Source organism: Paenibacillus xanthanilyticus (assembly GCF_042682185.1).
Classification (GTDB): Bacteria; Bacillota; Bacilli; order Paenibacillales; family Paenibacillaceae; genus Paenibacillus_Z; species Paenibacillus_Z xanthanilyticus.
The window spans coordinates 3,164,212-3,184,573 of the sequence record NZ_JBHUHA010000001.1 but is presented as its reverse complement, the minus strand read 5'-3'; the positions used below and the strand labels follow the sequence as shown (position 1 = coordinate 3,184,573).

The following is a 20,362-nucleotide window of genomic DNA, read 5'->3' as shown; positions in this document are numbered from 1 at the left end:
GCAATGGTACAATTGGAGTGAGGAGGGAAGGCATCCATGGTTACGGCACCTACAGCAATGCTCCTTGAAAAGCGTGAACAACCGTTCGACGACGAACGATATATATTTGAGCCTAAGATCGACGGGCACCGGCTGCTGCTTACGCGGTCGGCCGGATCGGTCCGTCTGCACACGCGCCACGAGAACGATGTCACTGCTCGCTACCCGGAATTGCACGACGTACCGGTCAGCTGCGGCGATGTCATCCTCGACGGCGAGCTGGCGTACATGGACCCGGCGACAGGCGACATCTGCTTCGAAACGACCATGCGGCGATTCCAGATGACAGGTGCCAAGATCCAACGCGGCATGCAGACGTTGCCGATCCGGTATTTCGTTTTCGATGTGCTTGCCGCCGACGGCCGCGATGTCCGTGCGTTGCCGCTCATGGAACGCAAGGCAATTCTGGATACAATCTACACCGAGAACGAATACTACAAGCGTATCCTCCATACAGATGGCCAAGGTACCGCGCTGTTTGAGGTGATTCGGCAGCGCGGGCTGGAGGGTATCGTCGCCAAGCGCAAGGACAGCGTCTACGTTGGCCGCCGCAGCGACGCCTGGCTCAAGGTTATCAATTACACCTATGCCGAGGTCACACTGGCCGGCTACCGCAAAGGCGATTTCGGTTGGTTGGCGCATTGCGAGGGACGCCCCGCGGGCATCATCGAGCTGGCGGTACCGGAAGCGCACCGAAAGGCGTTTTATGCGGTCGCCAAGTCAATCGTAACTGGCGAGGACAAAAATTTCGTTTACATTCAGCCGCTGCTTCGCGCGAAGGTTCGAATGAGGAACTGGTACAAGAGCGGCATGCTTCGCTCGCCGGAGTTTGTGGATTTCCTGTGAAAAATGCACCTATTCGACTATAGGTGCATTTTTTATTCCTTATTAACTTATATTGTGCCCTATTATTAGGCTTGCCATTTCTTCATTGGGGTTATATTCACCACGGAAATTTGGAATTGTTCTGAATAGGGATTCGCCTAAGGTGGCATAGCTGGGTCTTGGCACTTGTTCTGGCAGGATAATCAAGGCGCCCGTAATCTGTTGAGAGTAGACAGCTTGACTGATGCCACCACCGTTTATTTCCCAACCTGATTTCTTAAGTAGTTCCTCAATTTTAGTTGAGCTGCATGCTTCGCTCACCGGAATTCGTGGATTTCATAGTTTATTAAAAAGGATTATCGCCCCTTTTGACGAAACAATGTCAAGGGGGCGATTAATTTTGAAAAACAATATATTTTTTGTATCAGTAATTGTCATCTTTGTTGTTTGGATAACATCATTTGTCTTCATGACATATGCTTTTGGCTATCCTAAGGATGTTGGAGTTGCGGGTGACTTGTTTGGTGCGATAAATTCACTCTTCTCAGGGTTGGCTTTAGCAGGTGTGATTTACACTCTATATATCCAGCGGAGAGACTCAGAGCATCAGATTAAGCCTTATCTGGTGATCGAACCACACGAGAATAATAAAGGTGCAAGGAGTCAGCCCTTTTTATTAGAGATTTCCAATATAGGTAATGGTGCTGCATTGAATATTGAGCTTGAGCCGACACCATTCCCGCTTGATCCTGATCAAGTTACCTTTAAATCGGTAAGGCGGATATTAAGTCTAAAACCTGGAGAAATGAAGCTACTAGAAATTAAATCGTATAATGGCGATGAAGAAACCCAACTGAATTATTTGCCGCATTTGAATCCAAAGTATGCTAACACGGCAATTACAATAAAAATTAAGTATAACGATATTGAATATAGAGTTATCGAGCAAAAGTTTGATCTAGGTAACGGGGATTTAAAACTATCTAAGTCAATATATAAATAAGCACCCGTTAGGGTGCTTATTTTGATTACCGCAGATAAAATCGGCAGGCGCGTTTTGTGTAATACATACCGTTGATCTTGACGGCGTCGTCGTTGATTAATTCGATCAGGCCTCCGTAGTCAGCGATTTCGCCGTTGTCCACGAAATGGACGATCACGTTCGACTGATTCAACAAAGCAATTGACAGATGTTCGTCGCTGGTTAATTCCTTACGAGATTTCAAAGATTGATCTCCTCCCTACGACAATATTCGTTATACAGAAGGTATTTCCTTCAAATATAGTTCTGGTTTGTAGAGGGATATATATTGTAGAAACTGGTAACTAATAATGATATTATTAGTGCTAATAACTAGACTCCAATGGAGGTTTTAACTTGGATCCAATAAGCAACCCTTATACACCAGGTGCAGGTATAAAGCCGGTTACATTAGCGGGAAGAGACGGGGAGTTAAAAAAGGCTGAAATTCTGTTAAAGAGAGTAAAAGCTGGTTTACAGCAACGACCAATTATGTTTTATGGTTTACGCGGTGTTGGTAAAACAGTTCTTCTTAATGAGATTCAAGAGCTAGCAATCCAAGAAAGATATTATTATGAGCATCTTGAAATCTCAGAAAATGATGATTTTAAAGTGGTTATTGCTCTGGTCCTTCGAAAGCTTTTACTAAGGCTTAGCACACTTGAAAAGGCAAAGGATCTAGGAAAAAAAGCTCTTGGTATCCTAAAGGCCTTTACGTTTACAATTCCTGATGGTCCAGAAATAAGCATTGATACAGATGCTATAAAAGGTGCGGCTGATTCAGGTAACTTTCAATTGGACTTAACAGCACTCCTTGAGAATCTTGGTGAGCTAGCCAAAGAAACCGGGGATCCAGTTTGTTTGTTTTTTGACGAAGTTCAATATTTGAAGGAAGATGAGTTCGGTGCCATTATCGCTGCAAGTCATCGGATATCTCAAAGAAATCTTCCTGTTGTGACTATATGTGCTGGGCTCCCTCAGATTTTAGCAGTATCTGGGGATGCTAAATCCTATGCTGAGCGGCTTTTTGAGTTTATTCCGATCGAGAATCTTGACTCGAAGAATGCAGAGAAAGCAATAGCCGGTCCTGCTGAGTCAAAAGGAGTAACTTTTAATTCAGATGCCTTACAAGAAGTTATCAGTATAACTGAAGGATACCCCTACTTCATTCAAGAATTAGGGAAGCAGGCTTGGGATGTAGCGGAACAATCGCCGATTATTTTAAGCGATATAACAGGGGCAAAAGGAATGTTTGAAGACAGCCTTGATCAAAGTTTTTTTAAGGTTCGGCTAGATAGAGCTACTGAGGCCGAAAAAAAATTCATGAAAACAATGGCTGAAATCGGCAAAGGACCTTATAAAGTCGCTGATATTGCTTCAAAGATGGGGCGTCCAGCAAAATCATTAGGTCCAACAAGAGCAAAGCTCGTGAACAAGGGTTTTATTTACCCTCCGGCATATGGCTTAATTGACTTCTCGGTCCCTCAATTTGATGTATTCTTGAGAAGGCACTATAACCTTTAATTTAATTTTTGAAAGCACCCCATCGAGGGTGCTTTTTTATTGCCAAGAAAGGAGGGAAGGGGAGGATCGGCCCGCCGTAATCGGCAATTTCACTACCTTCGCTGTGTCGGATCATGACATTTCGCTTAGCCTTTCAGCTGCGAGCAGTTGGGCTTCTGAGTTAAACTCTTTACGATTGCGCAAGCATGATGTGATCGCCCTATGGTGAAAATTATTCGATTAATTTAGCAGGTTTTTCCTGCAAACTGATCGAATACTGTCGAGAAGTAAAATAATGGGGGATTCTAGCATTATGAAAAAACATTTAGTTTTTTGGGTAGCTGCAGGAGTGGTAATTATACTCTGGGCTAACTCATATTTTATCCTTACTTCATTATTCGGTGGACCACCAAAAGAAGTCGGTGTCGCTGGAGACTTATTTGGAGCTATCAATGCTCTCTTTTCTGGGTTGGGACTTGCAGGTATTATCTACACATTTGTTATGCAACGTGAGCAAATTGATTTACAACGAGAAGAAATGAAAAAATTAGAAGATGCATCGAAAGTACAAATCAAGTTGCAGGAAGACCAGTTGGAGGCTCAAGCGACTTCTGCAGCACAACAACTTGAGATGCAACGGCAACAATTAGAGGCTCAACAAGTAGCTTTAGAAAAGCAAATAGAAATGCAAAAAGAACAGCTTCAAGTCCAAACGGATGACGCTGCTAGATCGAGGACAGTCTTAGACGAACAAAGTGCAACAATGAAAGTACAGAGGTTCGAAAGCACATTCTTCCACCTTGTATCTAGACATAATGAAATAATAAAATTAGTTACTTTTGAAGATCAATCAGTTTTATACACAGAAAGAAAAGCGATGGAGAAGGCAATTTCACAACTTAATAATGAATTATATGCGGCGGACTTAAAAGAAAGAGAAAAGGGCTTAACTTTACGAAGAGACGTGATTTATCAAAATGTATTAAACAAGGTAGTAAATCTTGAATTTTACATTGGTAATTTTTACTTTGTTTTAGATCATATCCGAGAAGAATTCAAGGATGAACCCATTAGAGATAAATACTCTAGAATATTTTTTTCTCAATTGTCGAGGGAACAAATTTCGATTGTAGTCCTGTATGGTAGCCTTATGTCTATGACTGGAGGCGAGAATTTAGCAGAACAGTACAAAGTCCAAGACCTTTATGTTAGTAAAAGGTAAGCACCCCTCGAGGGTGCTTTTTCTTTTGTCCAGAAAGGAGGGAAGGCAATGAAACGGATTAGGCGTTGGTTCATGAAGTGGACCGCGATCTATGCAACGCCTCCGCCAAACAACCGGGAGCGGCGGCAAATGAAATTGTCTTAAGGAGAGTGGAGAGGATGGCAGTACTGTTTTACGTTGGCCCGACGATCGAGGGCTTGGTCAAGAACACGACCTTCAAGGGGAGCTTGCCGGCAAACGTCAGTGCGCTGCTGCAAAAGTACCCGATACTCAACCGGCTACTAGTGGCTGTAGATCAATCGGTGGCAGCTACGAGGGCGGCAAAGACACCAGGGACGTTGGAGTATGAGGCGTATGTAACGTTAGGCGGGATCGTTGGCAAACCTGACGCTGGTGGTTCATCTACAGGGGGTGGAGGCGGCGGAGGCGTTACGGCCACGGCCGGCCCGCTCGACGTTACTCTCCATGCGAATTCGAATGCACCAGGAAATGGCGAAACCTACACAGCTGCTCGCGGCAACGAGCGACTGACGTTTTCGGTTCGTGGAAACAGTACAGCAAGAAAAGTACGATTCGAACTCGCGGATCTCAGCGGCATTTTTGTCCCCATCACGGCATTTAGCGTAACCGATCCGGCCAAGTACTCGACAGAAACAACTGGCGGCAGAGATACTGCGCCGGAGAGTTGGACTGTATCGGTTCCAGCCGGATGGACATTCCGGGCTCCCCTCGAATCTGTATCCGCTGGCGGGAATGTCATCGTCAGAGGGAAAGCGGTGATCGTGAATGTTTGATGCGGCACAAGCACTAGCAGTGCGAGCAATCTCAGAGGCCCGGGATGCGAAAGAGCTGAGCAAGAACACTGGCGTCCAGCGGAAGCAACAAAAGGGGTATTGGTACTATTCGGCGTTCGTTCAGAACCCGCTGAAGACGATCCCGTACGCAAGCGTTCCGGTCGGCATCTACATTTCCTTCGACAAGGGCGAGTGCCCAACGATCAATCATCTGAGTGTTCAGGATCCGACCGGCGCGGACATTCCGTTCCAATGGGAAGAAGCGTTCGACACACGGACGGAGCAACCATATGGGCAGTATTCCGACTTTAGTCTGCGACACGGAACGATCTGGATCATGACCAGTCTGGCAGCGGATGAACTAAAGGTATTCACCGTCAAAGTCAGCGAGGTTCCCACCGTCAAGGCATTCTCCGAAGCTGTCACTCAGGTAGTTGAGAGCGCGACGGTCGACCTGCTGCAGGCGGGGGCCATTACGGTGAAATTCGCCCAATCCGGCGTTTGGCTCGGTAGATCGATTCACAATAGCGGGATCGATTTCAATCCGACTTCCCCGCTGGTACAGATCATGTTGACGGACTCGGCCCGCGTTGATAATGCGGCAACCAGCTCCAATACGACCTTGATCTCTCGCAAGTTCACCGGCAATGGCGTGGTGTACAAGGAGAGCGAGGTCGTTTTTACTTTCAATGCATGCCCTTCGTTACTCATTACGGCGCGGCTGCGCATGTTTGCAAATGGCAAAGTTACGACTTACCATCATGCGATCGCTACAGACGACATCGCAGCCGGGGTAGTCAACGGCTGGTTCACCAGGGTGCAGTTCGATCATCCATCTGGAAACACCGAGCAAAAAAGCATGCCGCTCGGATATATGTATACAACGAATGCCGGTAGCGCTAGCAAATGCCTATTGGCTGGAGTTAGACATATGCAATTCCTTTCCGAGGCGCCGAACTCGGATACCGGATTCAATTCCCATTATGGCAATTCGAACACAGGCGGCTCCGTGTTTTATCTGATCTACTGCTGGAAGAACAACAGTGGAACGAAGGCGATCAGCAAGGGGACGTTCTTCTCGACGAGCGGCTACATTACAAGCGGCGTTCAAGTCGCGGACGTCGATAACGAGGCGAACCGGCGTATGAACCGCATATTTACCAGAGCCGCTAGTGATACGAAGGATGCCTTGAAGTCCCGGTTTCTCGAACTCGTGAAAAAATTCCTTAACCCGTCGCGGGAGTGGGCGCTTGCGAATGACAACTGGTATTTCGGGGGCCTGCAAGGTCTGCAGGCTTTGTCCATGGCTCTTCTGTATGGGCAAGATCTTGCGAGATGGGTCGAGATAGCGCGCGCCAAATTAGACAGCAACTTGGATGCTCATTATGGCGGCGGTACCTCAAAAGATGGTTTCATTCTAGGGTGGACCACGAACTACGGCTGGGAGTTTATTGGCCGGGACATGGCTCTTGTTCCGTTTTTGCGAGAAGCTTACCTTCAACTCGGCGATACAGCGAAAGCAGCCGACATGGCGAACTTACTCCATCGCTTGGCGGACGCAGCGGTAGATATGGAAGTTGCGAGCGGCGGTGGCGGCAAGATGTATCTGCGCAATAATGCTACTCAGCTGCTGCCGGATAACTATAACGCCGAGGCTGCTGCGCTCGTGGCTCTTGCAGAAAGCCTTGCAATCACGGAAAATGCGACCAGACGGGCCACGTTTAACCGTATTGCGGCACAATTCACTACGGCCTACGAGTTCGTCAACCGAACACCTTACAACCAAAGCAATGCCGGTCAGCCGGGTTCGCAATCAACCACCGGTAGTTTGGTTTTATCGGTAAAGATGCCGACGAATCACTATCACCTGTTCAATTTGTACGAGGCTTTCCGCGCGAACGACGTTGTGCCCTTGGGTGTTCCTTTGCCAAGCCCGCGACAATATGCATTTGAGATGTCGTCTCCTGCGGGGCAGATTTGGGAGAAGGAAACGAATCATCAGCATAACCGTCGCGGTCCAGCTCTTACCCATATCTTAAACGCATGCTCTATTGGAAGATGGGGTGATAATGCATCGGATTGGGAACAAGCTTGCGTATTGCTCGAGCATGTGCTGGAGCGCATGAAGCCTTCTGGCGACATTGAACGGCCGATGGATGGCTGGGGAGTTAAAGACTCCGACATTCACAATTTTCCGATCGAAGCTCAGGTGCTCACTGATACTGTTCGTCATGCCATCATGACGATTGCGTAAGGTGGTGCGATATGGACACAGAGACGGCGCTTGGTGTGGCGGTAGTCACCCGGTCTGAGCTACAGGATCTGGAAACATGGTTCGCGTTCCTGGTAGCGCCGGCGCAGCTGACGGACTGTTCATCAGCCGCAAGAAAGCAGACGGCACGTTTGAATGGAAACAGCTCGATATAATATGAGGAAATTCATTCGGTTACGGTAGAACGAGGAAACCCGCCCGTATGCAGATTAAACCCGTACACGGGGGGGCTTTTTTGGCTGAAACGGCGCTTTACGGCTTCTCGCCGATCTGCGTAAAATGGTCTTGTCCTTTTATATCCTCTAACGTAACATAGAACGTATGCTTTTAAGAGCGCCTGCGCTCTAATGCGCCAGCATAGCGATCGTGCATCTGTTTATGGGTGGGGTTATTTAAAGGACCCGTACCAAGGTGCTTAATACGTAGAACATGGCTGCTCATTTCGAGTGGCCTTTTTATTTTGAACGGGAGTCGATCAACGTGAAAATCAAAGAGCTGAAGGTAGGCAGCGCATATGACAACGGCAGTAAGGGGAAATGGAACTCGCAGCGCACGATCGATAAGATCGAAGGCGATGATGTCTTCTACACCACGACCGGCGGCCGTGATCTCGGCAAGAAGGGCAAGATGAAGAAGGTGAGCTTTGCGCGGTGGGCTGTGCGTGAGGTGAAGATGTGAACCCCACCATCTTGAATAACAAGGGAAGAAATAACAAATAATCATGTGAGGAGTTGAATGCTAAAGGGAGGGTTTAGGATGAGTAGTTATTCCAATTGGTTAACGTCGAACCAAGAAGGTGAAGTGCGAGGCCCTATTTTTGTTCCAGGTGGTCATGAAATATCTGGCGTTGAAGTTAAGGAACAGGCTGGGTTTGGTATCACAGATATTAGACTGCATTTCCGACAACATGACAATGACACTGGTGGTGAATCACAAGTAACAGGGTGGCTTACTAACGGTAATCACAACTGGATTAAAGATGTTTACTTACCGAATGATAAGCTGGTTCTCGGAATTCAAGGGAGAGTACAAGCTGGATTTGGCTTAGTGGACATACGTTTGATTTATAAAAACAAAGATGGCTCAGCAACAAGCAATCTTTTTAGTGACTGGGTTACAAATAACGATGGTGTAGAATCGGAGGCGTTGGTCCCAGATGGTACGTATACCTGGGGCATTGAAGGCCGAGAACAGGCAGGCTTCGGTATCGTAAATTTGCGGTTGGTATATTAAAAGTTTTTGATCAAGACCCCCCGGGGTCTTTTTTGTTGCCGGGCGACAACGACCGTTCGTATACGGATTCTGATCGGATGCGGCAACCTTAAATCACGGGTCCCTCTGGAGAAGTTTCGACATGCGGGTGCGCGTGAGCCCGAAATCCCGCTAGGCACACTTTCAAAAATTCACTTTCGCTTTCGCTTTGGGGGTACCCCAGACGGAGGCGTTTTTGTTTTTCACTTCTAATAATGGCGATAAAAATCGGTTATCAGCAAAATCGGGGCAGAAGCGAAAGTGGGGGAGAGGCAATTGGCGAAAGTGAAAACCAAGCCGAAGGTTAACGAGGAGCCGATCGAGGAGCGGGAAGTTTCCACCTCGGAGCTTGCTGCAGTCCTCGGCAAAACGTCGTCGTGGGTTCGCCAATTGACCCGCGACAAAGTGCTAGTCCAGGTCGGGCGGGGGAAATATCGGCTCGCCGACGCGGTGCAAGCATACGTCGAGCATGTATCCGGTGGGCAGATCGAAGACGATCGGCCGCGGCTGCGGGATGAGCAGGCTGAGCTGACGCGAATCAAGAAGGAAGATGCGATGCTCGACCTGGCGGTGAAGCGGGGGGAACTGCACCGCGCAGAGGATGTCAGGCTCGTTATGACAGACATGCTTCTGAACTTCCGCTCTCGTATGATGAGCCTCCCAGTAAAGATCGCCCCGAGGGTGGCGTATCTGAAGGAGGTCCCCGCCATACGCGAGGTGCTGGAGGACGAGATCCGGATCGCCCTGACGACCTTATCGGACTACAACCCGGAAGAATTCAAAGAGGGTGCCTTCTATGAACGAGACGCTGCGGAAGACGGCTGACCTATTCCGTGATATCGCTCGCTCGGTTGCGCCGCCGCCGAAACTGGCCGTATGGGAATGGGCGGATCGGAACCGGGTACTCTCTTCGGAGTCGTCCGCGGAGCCGGGGCCATGGCGAACAAGCCGCGCGCCGTTCCAACGAGAGCCGATGAGTGCGATCACAGACAATCGATACGAAACAATCGTGCTCATGTGGTCGTCCCAGGTCGGCAAGACGGAACTGGAACTGAACACCGTCGGCTATTTTAGTGACCACGATCCAGCGCCGATGATGTTCGTGCAGCCGACGCTTATCATGGCTCAGGATTTCTCGAAGGATCGACTCGCGCCGATGTATCGGGACTCTCCTAAGCTGAGGAAGATCATGCGGGTCAAGAGCAAGGACAGCGGCAACACGGTCCTGCGCAAGAGCTTCCCAGGTGGTCAGATCGTTCTGGCTGGCGCCAACTCGCCGGCCTCTTTGGCGTCTCGTCCTATTCGAATCGTACTCTGTGACGAAATCGACCGCTATCCAGCGTCAGCCGGTACCGAGGGTGATCCCGTATCGCTCGTGACCAAAAGGACGACGACATTTTCAAACCGCAAGCGGATCCTGGTCTCCACACCGACGATCAAAGGCGTATCGCGCATCGAGAAGTTCTATGAGGACAGCACAAAAGAAGAATGGTGCCTACCTTGCCCGTCTTGTGATGAGTACCAGCCGTTAAAGTGGTCGCAGATCAAATATGACTACGACGAAGCCAAGAAGAAGACGCTCCGTGCCGATCATGCCTGCCGCGCATGCGGCGCACTCCATAACGAGCAAGAATGGAAAGCTGGTTATGAGACGAAGGGGAAGTGGATCGCGCGGCAGGATCATTCTACGACACGAGGCTTTCATCTGAACGAGCTCGCCAGCACGTTCGTTACCTGGGAGACCATCGTCCATAACTGGAAAGAAGCCAACAAGGCCGGCAAAGAGGCACTGAAAACATGGATCAACACTTCGATGGCGGAGACGTGGGAAGAGAAGGGCGAGCAGCTCGACGAAGATTCGCTCCTTCGCCGGAGGGAGATGTATCATGCGGATGTACCGGAAGGCGTAAAAGTGCTGACTGCTGCCGTAGATACGCAGGATAATCGCTTCGAAGTCGACGTCATTGGCTGGGGAGCCGGGCATGAGTCATGGCGCATACAGTACCACATCATCTACGGCGATCTGAATCAGGCGCAGGTCTGGGCAGATTTGGACGAATTCCTGCAGCGGACATGGATGGATGGTGAAGGACGGCGATTTAGGATTGCCATAACATGCATGGACTCGGGCGGTCACTTCACGAACGAGGTGTACAGATTCTGCAAAGAGCGACTCGCGCGCCGCGTTTTTGCGATCAAAGGGGATAGCCCCGGCGATGGGACCTATTTGCCGTTGATTGCTGGCACCTCTACGAATAACAGGTACAAAGCAACGGTCGTCCGGCTCGGCGTTGACGAAGGAAAATCGAAGGTGGTTAGCGCACTGAAGTTGCCTTTTGTTGATGAGGCAGGGAACAGGGTCGCAGGCTGCTGCCATTTCCCCTTGAGCACCACAGACCGGATCCGCGGTTACGAAAAGCAGTATTTCGAAGGCTTGACGGCCGAAGAGATGCAAACCAGGTATAAAAACGGCGTACCCTATTCGGTTTGGGTCAAAGTAAAGGCGCGAAATGAACCGTTCGACTTGGCCGTTTACAACCGGGCCGCAATCGAGATGCTGAACCCGAATTTGGATGCTCCATTGCCTCCGCCAGCAGTTCCCGGTGGGGTTCCGGTCGGTGGCCCCGGCTCGGGATCTTCAGGTCGACGTCGGCGCGGTACGACCAGCAGCGTATGAGAGGAGGTGAAAGGGAAACATGCCAGCATCAGCATGGACACTAGAAGAAGCACAGGCAGCGCTAGGGCAATGGAAGCAGGCTCTTATGGCTGTATCGACTGGGCAATCTTACACGATCGGCGGCCGCTCGCTAACCCGCGCGAGCATCAAAGACATCAAAGACATGATCGATTATTTCGCGAACGAGATTACAAAGCTTGAAGCAGCGGCGCAAGGTCGGTCGGCGCGGCGCACGCGGCAGTTTGTTCCCCGTGACGTATGAATCACTTCGCTAAGGTGGGGCGGCAGTATCCAGCCGGGGCGATGCGTGCGCAAGGGTATGGTGACCACGGAGCGAGCCGGAAGCGGAAAAGCCTGCAAATGTGGAATCCGCTGGCCGGTGACGCGAATGAGGATATCCACGAGAACCTTGAGACGCTGCGGCCGCGGGCGCGCGACTTATACATGGGCGGCGCGTTGGCCAACGGCGCTATTAAGCGGATGCGGACCAATATTGTCGGGACGGGCATGCGGTTAAAGCCGGCATTCGATTCGGTATTCCTCAAGCTTACGGAGGGACAGGCGAGCAAGCTTCGCGGTCAGATCGAGCGAGAATTCAAGCTCTGGGCAGAATCGAAGAACTGCGATGCCATGGGCCTCCATGATCTCTACGAGCTGCAGCAGCTTGCCTTCATCTCGCAGATGATGAGCGGCGACGTATTCGCGTTGCTGCCGTTGCTCCCCCGGGATCATGCAGTCTACGATTTGCGTATCAGGCTGCTCGAGGCTGACCGTTGCAGTACCCCGTACGATGTTGCGCCGAGCATGAAAGATCGAATCAGCCACGGTGTCGAGGTGGATGCGGACGGCATGGTCGTCGCATATCATTTCTCCGACAAGCACCCGGGCTCGGGATTCATGGGTACGGACGTGACGCAGAAATGGCGTCGCGTCGAGGCGATCGGAAAGAAGAGCGGGCGCCGGAATGTCTTGCACCTAATGGAAGCGGAGCGGCCGGAGCAACGGCGCGGCGTGCCGATCCTCGCGCCGGTCATCGAATCGCTGAAGCAGCTCGAACGGTATACGGACGCGGAGCTGATGGCAGCCGTCATCTCGGGGATGTTCACCGTATTCATCGAGACCGAGAACACCGCCGGAGCGGATGCATTCGGTCTCGCTGCAGCGCCGGTCGATAACCCGTATGGCGAGCCGCTGCCTGATAGCGTCGGGAACGACCTGCAGCTGGGGAACGGCGCAGTTCAGTTCCTGGAGCCTGGGGAGAAGGCGAACATCGCCAACCCGGGGCGGCCGAATCCGGCATTCGACCCGTTTATAACGGCGATCCTTCGACAGATCGGATCTGCGCTTGAGGTGCCTTACGAGCTCCTCGTGATGCACTTCACGTCGTCATATTCAGCCAGCCGCGGCGCGCTCCTCGAAGCGTGGAAGATGTTCCGAATGCGGCGCGCCTGGTTGGCTTCGGACTTCCTGCAGCCGATTTACGAAGAATGGTTTGCAGAGGCAGTAATTAAAGGCCGGATCGACGCCCCCGGCCTATTTGACGATCCGTTAATCTTCCAGGCGTACACGAAGGCGGAATGGCACGGACCGTCACAGGGCCAACTCGATCCGGTCAAGGAGGTCAACGCGGCCGTCACGCGGATCCAGAACAACCTGAGTACGGCCGAGCGGGAGACTGCCGAGCTTACAGGCGGCGACTGGGAACAGAACGTTCAACGGCGCGCATACGAGCAGAAGCGGCTTCGTGAACTAGGAATCACCGAAGGGGAAGGGGGTGAACAAACAAATGGCCAAGACAATGACGACGAAGACGACACCGATATGGAACGCAAAGAAAGTGAGCAACAGCACAGCTGAGCTGACGATTTACGCACCGATCGAGGATGAAGAGTCCTGGTGGTATGACTCGGTGTCTCCTAAGGGCGTCATGCGCGCCCTGAAGGGTATGGGCAATGTATCCGACATTACGGTCCGGATTAACAGCCCGGGCGGCAGCGTATTCGCGGGCTTAGCCATATACCAATATCTCAAGGATCATAGCGCCAAGGTTACGGTTCGCGTGGATGGCTTGGCGGCTTCCGCTGCTTCGATTATCGCCATGGCCGGCGACAACATCATTATGGGTACCGGGGCCATGATCATGATTCACAACCCGTGGACGATCGCTATGGGTGAGGCGAAAGATTTTCGCGAGACCGCCGACGTCCTCGATAAGATCGCAGAATCCCTTATTTCGGTTTACCAAGAGCGAACTGGGAAAGAGGGGGACGAGCTGAAAGCTATGCTGGATGCATCGACCTGGCTAACAGCTGATGATGCGATCACGAAGGGATTTGCCGATGAGGTCGACCGCAAGCTGAAGGTTTCGGCGTCCATCAAAAACGGCATTGCGACATTCAATAATCAACGGTTCGATTTGCGGGCTTTCGCTTCCATCCCGGAGCTTCCCGAGGAAGACGACGAGCCGGCTGAGCATGAGGAAGAACATATCGAGGAGGATGATACAGTGAAAGATCTGGAAGAACTGAAGGCCAAACACCCTGAACTTTACAAGGCGGCTATCGCTGCAGGTGAAGCAGCAGAAAGAACGCGGATCACTGACCTGAACGCTTTGGCCGATGCGCCTGGAGCGGCTGAGATCGTGGCTAAGGCGATCAAAGAGGGCGGCACCGCAGCGCAGGCCGCAATCGAAATCGTGAAGGCGTCCAAGGATCGCATTGCGACTGAGGCCGCAAATCGCGTAGCTGATTCCCAAGCCAGCGGCGTAACAGCGGTGGCGGCAGCCGCGGCGCCACAGGACCCGCCGAATCCCGATGCAGTCGCTCAAGCAGAAGCCGACGCCATCGTGGCGGAAATGAAAAAACTCAGAGGAGGTCGTTAATATGCCGGCATATGAAGTGGATGGTTACGATAAGCTGATCGCCGGGATGATCCAGCCGATTGTCACTCAATCGGTAATCATCAATACAGGGCAGACGGCAGTCATTGAGCGTGGGATGGTACTTGCCCGCACCGGCTTCTCCGCAGACGGCACTTGGCTCTGCACTCCTGTTAACTCGGCAGCCGCTGGCGCTCCGGATAAAGTGCCGGTCGCAGTTTTGGCTGATGCAGAAGTCGATGCCCGGACCGCTGCGCAACGTGCGACAGCATATGTGCAAGGCGAGTTCAATCGTGAGGCGCTGAAGTTCGGCGGCGCCGATACGATTGTCACGCACGAGGCAGCGCTGAACAATGCCAAGCTTTACACTAAACGAGTGGTGAAATAGGAGGGGTTTACTAGTGGCATACAAAGACATTTACGCGATTCCGACGTTGCTCAAGGTGCTGAATTCTGCGCCGCCGATCAGCACATATATCATCGATACGTTTTTCCAGACCGGTGAGGTATTCGATACCGAATGGGTCGAAATTCAAACAAAGAAAGGACATAACCCGATCGCTCCGTATGTTTCCGAGCTGCAGCCCGGCAAGGTAGTCCTGCGGACTGGCTTTACGGCCAAGCAGTACAAGCCAGCGCTGATCAAGCCGGCACGTCCGATCACGGGGAATGACCTGAAAGTGCGTCAAGCTGGAGAGAGCCTTATCAATCCAGAGTCGCCAGAAGCGCGAGCGCGTCGCCTTGTCGCCAAGGATCTGGTCGAGCTTCAAGATACGATTACTCGTCGTCTGATCGAGCAAGCCGCGACCTTGATCTTCACTGGCAGGGTAACTCAAGTCGGCGAAGGTGTGAGCCAGGTCATCGACTACGACTTCACCAACAAAGTCACGTTGTCTGGCACGGATCTGTGGAGCAACGCCGCGTCCGAACCGATTACGTTCCTTTCGGGCCTGCGGAAAGACATTATGGATGGCAACGCGCCAACGCCTAATATCTTGCTGTGCGATTACAACGCTGCCGTCGCGCTCATGCGTCATCCGAAGATCCTGGATCTTATGGATAAAGGGGTTGACGTGGGAACTGTGGATACCAGGTTGCTTCCTGACGGAGTAACCCACCACGGCTATCTGCGCGATGTGGGGCTGGATATTTACAGCTACACGGGCACTTACACGGATGACGCCGGGGTCGAACAACCGTTCATCCCAGCCGGAACCGTTGCGATGATGTCTACGCGCGATAAGTTCAGCTTCCACTACGGAGCCAACCTCATCATGGATAAGAAGACGGAGGAATTCGTTCTTGCCCGCGGCGAAGTCATTCCGCAAACTTGGGTAACGATCGACCCTGCGCAGCGTTGGCTGCAGCTCCTTTCCCGACCGCTCGCCGTCCCGGCCAACATCAACGGCTGGTATATCGCGAAGGTACTTTAATCAGAGGAGGAATAAGGAATGTCGTACAAAGCACTGGAACGTGTTTGCCATAACGGCAAGACATACCAGGTTGGGGATGACGTCCCTGGCCTGGCGGTTGATGAGGCGCAGCGTCTGCTCGATTTGAACGTCATCGAAGGAGAAGCGGACGTGGGATTTGGGGATCTGACTCCCGAGCAATTCGAAGCCCTCGGCGCCGCCGAGCAAAAGGCAAAGCTGAAGGAACTTGACATCGAGGCCGCATCCAACGCCGGCGAGCGGCAATTGCAGTATGTCGCCTGGTACGAAGGCAAGTAGGTCCGCGCATGAATTTGCGTGAACAAATGGCGTTAGACGTCCAATCCACATTCCTGAACCCGAACGAGTTCGCCGAGAGCAAGATCATCGACGAGCGCGAGCTTCGGGTCATTGTCGTGTCCGATTATCGCGGCCGGGATCTTCCCGGAGCGACCAACATTGCGCCCCCTTCCTATGCGGAGGGGGTTTCTGTAGACCGGATTGTCTTCTACGTCGATCCCGTCGAACTCGGATACCGGCCAGCAGAGCGCCAGCGGATGTTTTATGACAACGAGCCGGAGCCGTACGAAGTCGCGAACGTTGGGGACGAAGACGGTCTCTATATCGTGACGCTAGAGCGGAATCATGATTGACGCGAAGGCCGACGTCGCCGAGCTGCGGATCGCGGGCCGGCGCATCAAGGTCTTGAAGGAGACGCTGCCGAGAGCGATGGTTCCGGCGCTCAACCGGGTCGGTCAGCAGGTCAAGACGCGGGCATCCCGAAAGGTGCGGGAAACGTACGACATCAAGGCGAAGGAGATCAATCAGCGGGTCACACTTCGGCGCAGCACGAAGGACAGCATGATCACGGATCTGCGGTGGCGAGGCGGAAACCTCCCGATCATCAAGTTCAGGACGAACCCGAACAAGCCGCGTGATCCGATGAAGCCGCCGCCGAAGGTGCTGCGAGCCTCGGTCAAGCGGAGTGGAATGAAGCCGGTACCGGGCGCGTTCGTTACAAAGGTCGGCCGCGGCGAGCACCTCGGCGTATTCAAGCGCGCGGGCCGTCGCCGGCTCCCGATCAGAGAGGTCATGGGCCCGGCGGTGCCGGTCATGGTCAACAATCCGGAGATCATCGACGATCTGGAAACCTTCGCACGGGATACGCTCGATCGCCGTCTCGATCACGAGATGACACGACAATTGAAAAAGGAGGGCTTTGAATGACGACCGTCATGCTGCTTGGGGCGATTAAACGATTCCTGGATAGCCTGTTCGCTCACGAATCGATTGTGCCTACAACGCGGTTGGGATTCCTGCCGCAGAAGGCGCCGGGTCCGGGTGGCGCTCAGGAATCCGATTTCCCTTTTATCATCATCCGGCCGGCTGTTGGGGAGGACGCGTTAAACGGGCAAACCGTTAAAGTGAAGTTGCTGTTCGGGCATAAGTGCCAGGATGACGATGGTTTTATCGAACTGTTTAACATCATGGAAACCACCCGGATTGCATTTCTATATCAGCGGTTCCTAGAGCAGCGTTTTATTTTCAACGGTGATTACAAGTGGACGTTCTTCGACGAACAGCCTTACCCGGAATGGATCGGGGAGGCTGTTCTTTCGTTCACGCTGCCTACCGTCTTGGAGGAGGGCCTGGATATTTGACGACAAAAACAACGCGGAAACGCAAGACAGCACCGCCGCCTGAAGCGCTAATCGAGACATTGATCTACATCGGTCCGACCTTGCAGCGGGGCCGGTTGCCGCACCTGACGACGCTGCGATCTGGCATTCCGCCGGATCTCGCCGAGCTCGCGGTTGGAATCGAAGACTTCGACAAGCTTTTCGTGCCGGTTAGTAGACTGGTCGCGGCTCAGCAGGCGGCGCAAACGAAAGGCACACCAGAGCACGCCGCGATCGAGCGGCTGAAAGGGGCTTATACATGACAGAAAGACATGGCATTTTCGTTACGGAGGTGCCGACCAAGGTTCTCGCCGACCAAGGGCAGAATTTTACGCTCCCGGTTGTCTTCGGGACGGCGCCGGTTCATCTTACCGCCGCGGCCGCCGTGAACGTGCCTATATTCTGCAGCAGCTTTGACGAGGCGAAGGCAGCGTTCGGATACAGTGATGACTGGGGAAGCTATACGCTCTGCGAATTTATGCAAGCGTACTTCCAGAAATACCGCCAGCGGAATGTTGTCTTCGTGAACGTGCTTAACCCTGCCATTCACAAGACTCCGGTCGCGCCAGAATCGGTAACCGTAACCTCTGGGGTAGCACTGGTCGAGGTTACGGGCATCATCAAGACCACTGTCGTCGTCACTTCTGCAGATGGCGCGACGACCTATAACCCGAGTGTGGATTATTCGGCCGGATACAACGCTGCCGGCTACCTAGTGGTCACCCGTCGCTCAACCGGGTCGATTCCATCGAATGTAACACAGCTCAGGGTTGGTTACGACAAAGTGAACCCGTCGGCTGTCACGTCGATGGACATTATCGGCGGTGCGGACGGCGGCAACCTAACCGGTCTCGAGCTGCTGAATCAGGTCTTCCCGCGCTTCGGGGTGGTACCTGATTTGGTTCTCGTCCCGGGTTTCGCGCAAGATCCCGTCGTCGCTGCCGTCGCTGCAGCCAAGGCGGAATCGATTAATGGAGGTTTCAAGGCAGAGGTCGTGGTTGACCTGAACGTCGATCAGATCGATCAGCATGCGGCGGCGCCTGCATGGAAGCGCGGCAATAGCTTCACATCCAGACAGCAAGTGGTTTGCTACGGCAAGGCGATCAGCGGATCCAAAACCTACTGGCTTTCCAGCCACGTCGCGTCCCGCATGTGCGCTGTGGATGCTGCCAACAACGGTATCCCTTACGTCAGCCCCTCGAACAAGCCGTTGCTCATTGATGGTATGGTCGCAAAGGACGGCGCGGAACTCTACCTCGGCCAGAACGAGGCGAGCCATCTCAATTCCGAGGGTATCGTGACAGCCATCAACTTCAGCGGCTGGCGCGCGTGGGGTAATCGTACGGGGGCATTCCCGGATGAAAAGGACGTCGTCAACGCATTCATCCCCGTCAGACGCATGATGAACTGGCTGAACAACCAGATCATTCTGCGCACCTGGTCGCGGGTTGACACGCCGATCACTAAGCGGTTGATCGAGTCGATCACGGATGACATCAACATTTGGCTTAACGGCCTGCAAGGCAGCGGCGCGCTTGTTGGTGGGCGGGTCGAGTTCCGCGCGGACGAGAATTCCGAAACTGACTTGCTTGACGGCAAGGTGACGTTCCATGTTTTCGTTGCACCGCCGACTCCGGCACAGGCAATCGATTTCCTCGTCGAGTACGACACAAACTATTTGGGTGGCTTGCTGCCAGCATGAGAGGAGGGAATAGCCCTTGTATCAAATTCCTGAGAAACTGACAGCGTTCACCGTGTACCAGAACGGCAGCACTTTCCTTGGGGTCGCGGATGTGACCCTTCCCAGTTTTGAATACCTGTCTGATACGATCCGCGGCGCGGGTATCGCGGGCGAGATTGACAGTCCTTCGGTCGGCTTGTTCGGTCCTATGTCCTGCGGATTGAACTGGAGAACGCTTGAGCGGAATGCCGCGCTTCTTCTGGCGCCGCAGTCGCACAGTTTGGATTTCAGGGGCAGCCAACAGGTTCAGAACAAGCTCGCTGGGATTGTTACGCACGTTCCGGTCAAAGTGACTGTTCGGGGCAACCCGAAGAAGTATGAGCTCGGTAAGATGGAGCAGAACGCGACGACGGACAGCGCGAACGAGTTCGAGGTGACCTACATCAAAGTGGTCATCGGCGGTGAGACCGTAATCGAGCTCGATAAGTTGAACTTCATTTTCATTGTCGGCAGCGTCGATTATCTGGCGCAGATGCGGGCGAATCTCGGATTGTAGGAGGAAGCGATGAACGAACAAGACAAAGTTTACACCCTGAAGAAGCCAATCGTATTTGACGGGAGGCAGATCGACACATTGACGCTTGACTTCGACAAACTGAAATCGAAGGACGTTCTTCAGGCAGAAAGACGATTCGTGGCCGAAACCGGAGGTCAAGCGCTATCGAAAGAGCTGAACAAAGCCTATCAGGCTTATATCGTAGCGGCCGCTGCGGATGTGCCAATCGAATTGATTCACGAACTTTACGCTAAGGACTTCACGTCCGTGACTATGGAGGCGCAAGGTTTTTTGCTGCTTTAGGATTGGCGGAAGAAGGGGGGGCACTGCTCAGAGGAGCGGCAGCCTCCCTTTCTATTTTATTTAACACGCCAATCCCCTACTGGCTGGATCTTCCGCTGTCCGAGTTGTTTGAGTGGTGCGAAGAGTTGGATAGGCGCAGCTCGAAAGAGAGGTGATGAGCTATATCAAGGGAATACGAATTAGCCTTTAGGCTCAGCGCCGAACTGGAGTCGCGGTTCAACAAGAGCTTTG

Annotated in this window: 24 protein-coding genes; 23 read left to right on the top strand and 1 reads right to left on the bottom strand. The window is 52.5% G+C overall.

The window, feature by feature from the left end:
• Nucleotides 1–36 precede the first annotated feature (36 nt).
• Nucleotides 37–885: an ATP-dependent DNA ligase gene (locus tag ACFSKT_RS13565; RefSeq protein ID WP_377721534.1), complete on the top strand. Its 849-nt coding sequence runs from the start codon at nucleotides 37–39 to the stop codon at nucleotides 883–885.
• 379 nt (nucleotides 886–1,264) lie between these two features.
• Nucleotides 1,265–1,867, top strand: a complete 603-nt coding sequence (locus ACFSKT_RS13560) for a hypothetical protein (protein ID WP_377721533.1) — start codon at nucleotides 1,265–1,267, stop codon at nucleotides 1,865–1,867.
• A gap of 25 nt (nucleotides 1,868–1,892) precedes the next feature.
• Here the strand turns inward: ACFSKT_RS13560 and ACFSKT_RS13555 are convergent, their stop codons facing one another.
• Nucleotides 1,893–2,090 (bottom strand): hypothetical protein, encoded by a 198-nt coding sequence (locus ACFSKT_RS13555; RefSeq protein ID WP_377721532.1) that lies wholly within the window; start codon nucleotides 2,088–2,090, stop codon nucleotides 1,893–1,895.
• Nucleotides 2,091–2,242: 152 nt separating this feature from the next.
• On the opposite strand from ACFSKT_RS13555, the gene ACFSKT_RS13550 reads away from it, so the two are divergent.
• The 21 genes from ACFSKT_RS13550 to ACFSKT_RS13450 all read left to right on the top strand — a co-directional run bounded on the left by ACFSKT_RS13550 (nucleotide 2,243) and on the right by ACFSKT_RS13450 (nucleotide 20,131).
• Complete coding sequence (locus ACFSKT_RS13550) at nucleotides 2,243–3,409, top strand: AAA family ATPase (RefSeq protein WP_377721531.1); 1,167 nt, start codon at nucleotides 2,243–2,245, stop codon at nucleotides 3,407–3,409.
• A 292-nt stretch (nucleotides 3,410–3,701) separates the two neighbouring features.
• On the top strand, nucleotides 3,702–4,610 hold the full coding sequence (locus ACFSKT_RS13545) for a putative phage abortive infection protein (protein ID WP_377721530.1): 909 nt from the start codon (nucleotides 3,702–3,704) through the stop codon (nucleotides 4,608–4,610).
• 158 nt (nucleotides 4,611–4,768) lie between these two features.
• Nucleotides 4,769–5,404, top strand: coding sequence for a hypothetical protein (locus ACFSKT_RS13540; RefSeq protein ID WP_377721529.1), 636 nt, complete (start codon nucleotides 4,769–4,771; stop codon nucleotides 5,402–5,404).
• On the top strand, nucleotides 5,397–7,658 hold the full coding sequence (locus ACFSKT_RS13535) for a hypothetical protein (protein ID WP_377721528.1): 2,262 nt from the start codon (nucleotides 5,397–5,399) through the stop codon (nucleotides 7,656–7,658). Before ACFSKT_RS13540 ends, ACFSKT_RS13535 begins: the two co-directional genes overlap by 8 nt.
• Before the next feature lie 498 nt (nucleotides 7,659–8,156).
• Nucleotides 8,157–8,354 carry a hypothetical protein gene (locus ACFSKT_RS13530; protein ID WP_377721527.1) on the top strand — a complete coding sequence of 66 codons (198 nt, stop codon included), beginning with the start codon at nucleotides 8,157–8,159 and terminating at the stop codon, nucleotides 8,352–8,354.
• A gap of 78 nt (nucleotides 8,355–8,432) precedes the next feature.
• A complete protein-coding gene (locus ACFSKT_RS13525) occupies nucleotides 8,433–8,909 on the top strand; it encodes a hypothetical protein (RefSeq protein ID WP_377721526.1) in 477 nt (158 codons plus the stop codon).
• A gap of 303 nt (nucleotides 8,910–9,212) precedes the next feature.
• The gene (locus ACFSKT_RS13520; RefSeq protein ID WP_377721977.1) at nucleotides 9,213–9,752 is read left to right on the top strand and encodes a hypothetical protein; all 540 of its coding nucleotides are present in this window, start codon (nucleotides 9,213–9,215) and stop codon (nucleotides 9,750–9,752) included.
• Nucleotides 9,724–11,604, top strand: a complete 1,881-nt coding sequence (locus tag ACFSKT_RS13515; protein ID WP_377721525.1) for a phage terminase large subunit family protein — start codon at nucleotides 9,724–9,726, stop codon at nucleotides 11,602–11,604. Before ACFSKT_RS13520 ends, ACFSKT_RS13515 begins: the two co-directional genes overlap by 29 nt.
• 19 nt (nucleotides 11,605–11,623) lie before the next feature.
• A complete protein-coding gene (locus ACFSKT_RS13510) occupies nucleotides 11,624–11,866 on the top strand; it encodes a DUF6148 family protein (protein ID WP_377721524.1) in 243 nt (80 codons plus the stop codon).
• Nucleotides 11,867–11,964: 98 nt separating this feature from the next.
• The gene (locus tag ACFSKT_RS13505; RefSeq protein WP_377721523.1) at nucleotides 11,965–13,461 is read left to right on the top strand and encodes a phage portal protein; all 1,497 of its coding nucleotides are present in this window, start codon (nucleotides 11,965–11,967) and stop codon (nucleotides 13,459–13,461) included.
• The gene (locus ACFSKT_RS13500) at nucleotides 13,391–14,485 is read left to right on the top strand and encodes a head maturation protease, ClpP-related (RefSeq protein ID WP_377721522.1); all 1,095 of its coding nucleotides are present in this window, start codon (nucleotides 13,391–13,393) and stop codon (nucleotides 14,483–14,485) included. The genes ACFSKT_RS13505 and ACFSKT_RS13500 overlap by 71 nt, the downstream gene beginning before the upstream one ends.
• Nucleotide 14,486: 1 nt before the next feature.
• On the top strand, nucleotides 14,487–14,870 hold the full coding sequence (locus ACFSKT_RS13495) for a head decoration protein (protein ID WP_377721521.1): 384 nt from the start codon (nucleotides 14,487–14,489) through the stop codon (nucleotides 14,868–14,870).
• A 13-nt stretch (nucleotides 14,871–14,883) separates the two neighbouring features.
• Nucleotides 14,884–15,915, top strand: coding sequence for a major capsid protein (locus tag ACFSKT_RS13490; RefSeq protein WP_377721520.1), 1,032 nt, complete (start codon nucleotides 14,884–14,886; stop codon nucleotides 15,913–15,915).
• 18 nt (nucleotides 15,916–15,933) lie between these two features.
• A complete protein-coding gene (locus ACFSKT_RS13485) occupies nucleotides 15,934–16,212 on the top strand; it encodes a hypothetical protein (protein WP_377721519.1) in 279 nt (92 codons plus the stop codon).
• An 8-nt stretch (nucleotides 16,213–16,220) separates the two neighbouring features.
• Entirely contained in the window at nucleotides 16,221–16,565 is a 345-nt protein-coding gene (locus ACFSKT_RS13480; RefSeq protein WP_377721518.1) for a hypothetical protein, read from the top strand.
• Nucleotides 16,558–17,139: a phage tail protein gene (locus tag ACFSKT_RS13475; protein WP_377721517.1), complete on the top strand. Its 582-nt coding sequence runs from the start codon at nucleotides 16,558–16,560 to the stop codon at nucleotides 17,137–17,139. Before ACFSKT_RS13480 ends, ACFSKT_RS13475 begins: the two co-directional genes overlap by 8 nt.
• Nucleotides 17,136–17,573, top strand: coding sequence for a hypothetical protein (locus ACFSKT_RS13470; protein ID WP_377721516.1), 438 nt, complete (start codon nucleotides 17,136–17,138; stop codon nucleotides 17,571–17,573). The genes ACFSKT_RS13475 and ACFSKT_RS13470 overlap by 4 nt, the downstream gene beginning before the upstream one ends.
• On the top strand, nucleotides 17,570–17,854 hold the full coding sequence (locus ACFSKT_RS13465) for a hypothetical protein (protein WP_377721515.1): 285 nt from the start codon (nucleotides 17,570–17,572) through the stop codon (nucleotides 17,852–17,854). Before ACFSKT_RS13470 ends, ACFSKT_RS13465 begins: the two co-directional genes overlap by 4 nt.
• Nucleotides 17,851–19,293 (top strand): phage tail sheath family protein, encoded by a 1,443-nt coding sequence (locus ACFSKT_RS13460; RefSeq protein ID WP_377721514.1) that lies wholly within the window; start codon nucleotides 17,851–17,853, stop codon nucleotides 19,291–19,293. Before ACFSKT_RS13465 ends, ACFSKT_RS13460 begins: the two co-directional genes overlap by 4 nt.
• Nucleotides 19,294–19,309: 16 nt before the next feature.
• Complete coding sequence (locus ACFSKT_RS13455) at nucleotides 19,310–19,828, top strand: phage major tail tube protein (protein ID WP_377721513.1); 519 nt, start codon at nucleotides 19,310–19,312, stop codon at nucleotides 19,826–19,828.
• A 9-nt stretch (nucleotides 19,829–19,837) separates the two neighbouring features.
• Nucleotides 19,838–20,131: a phage tail assembly protein gene (locus tag ACFSKT_RS13450; RefSeq protein ID WP_377721512.1), complete on the top strand. Its 294-nt coding sequence runs from the start codon at nucleotides 19,838–19,840 to the stop codon at nucleotides 20,129–20,131.
• Nucleotides 20,132–20,362 lie beyond the last annotated feature (231 nt).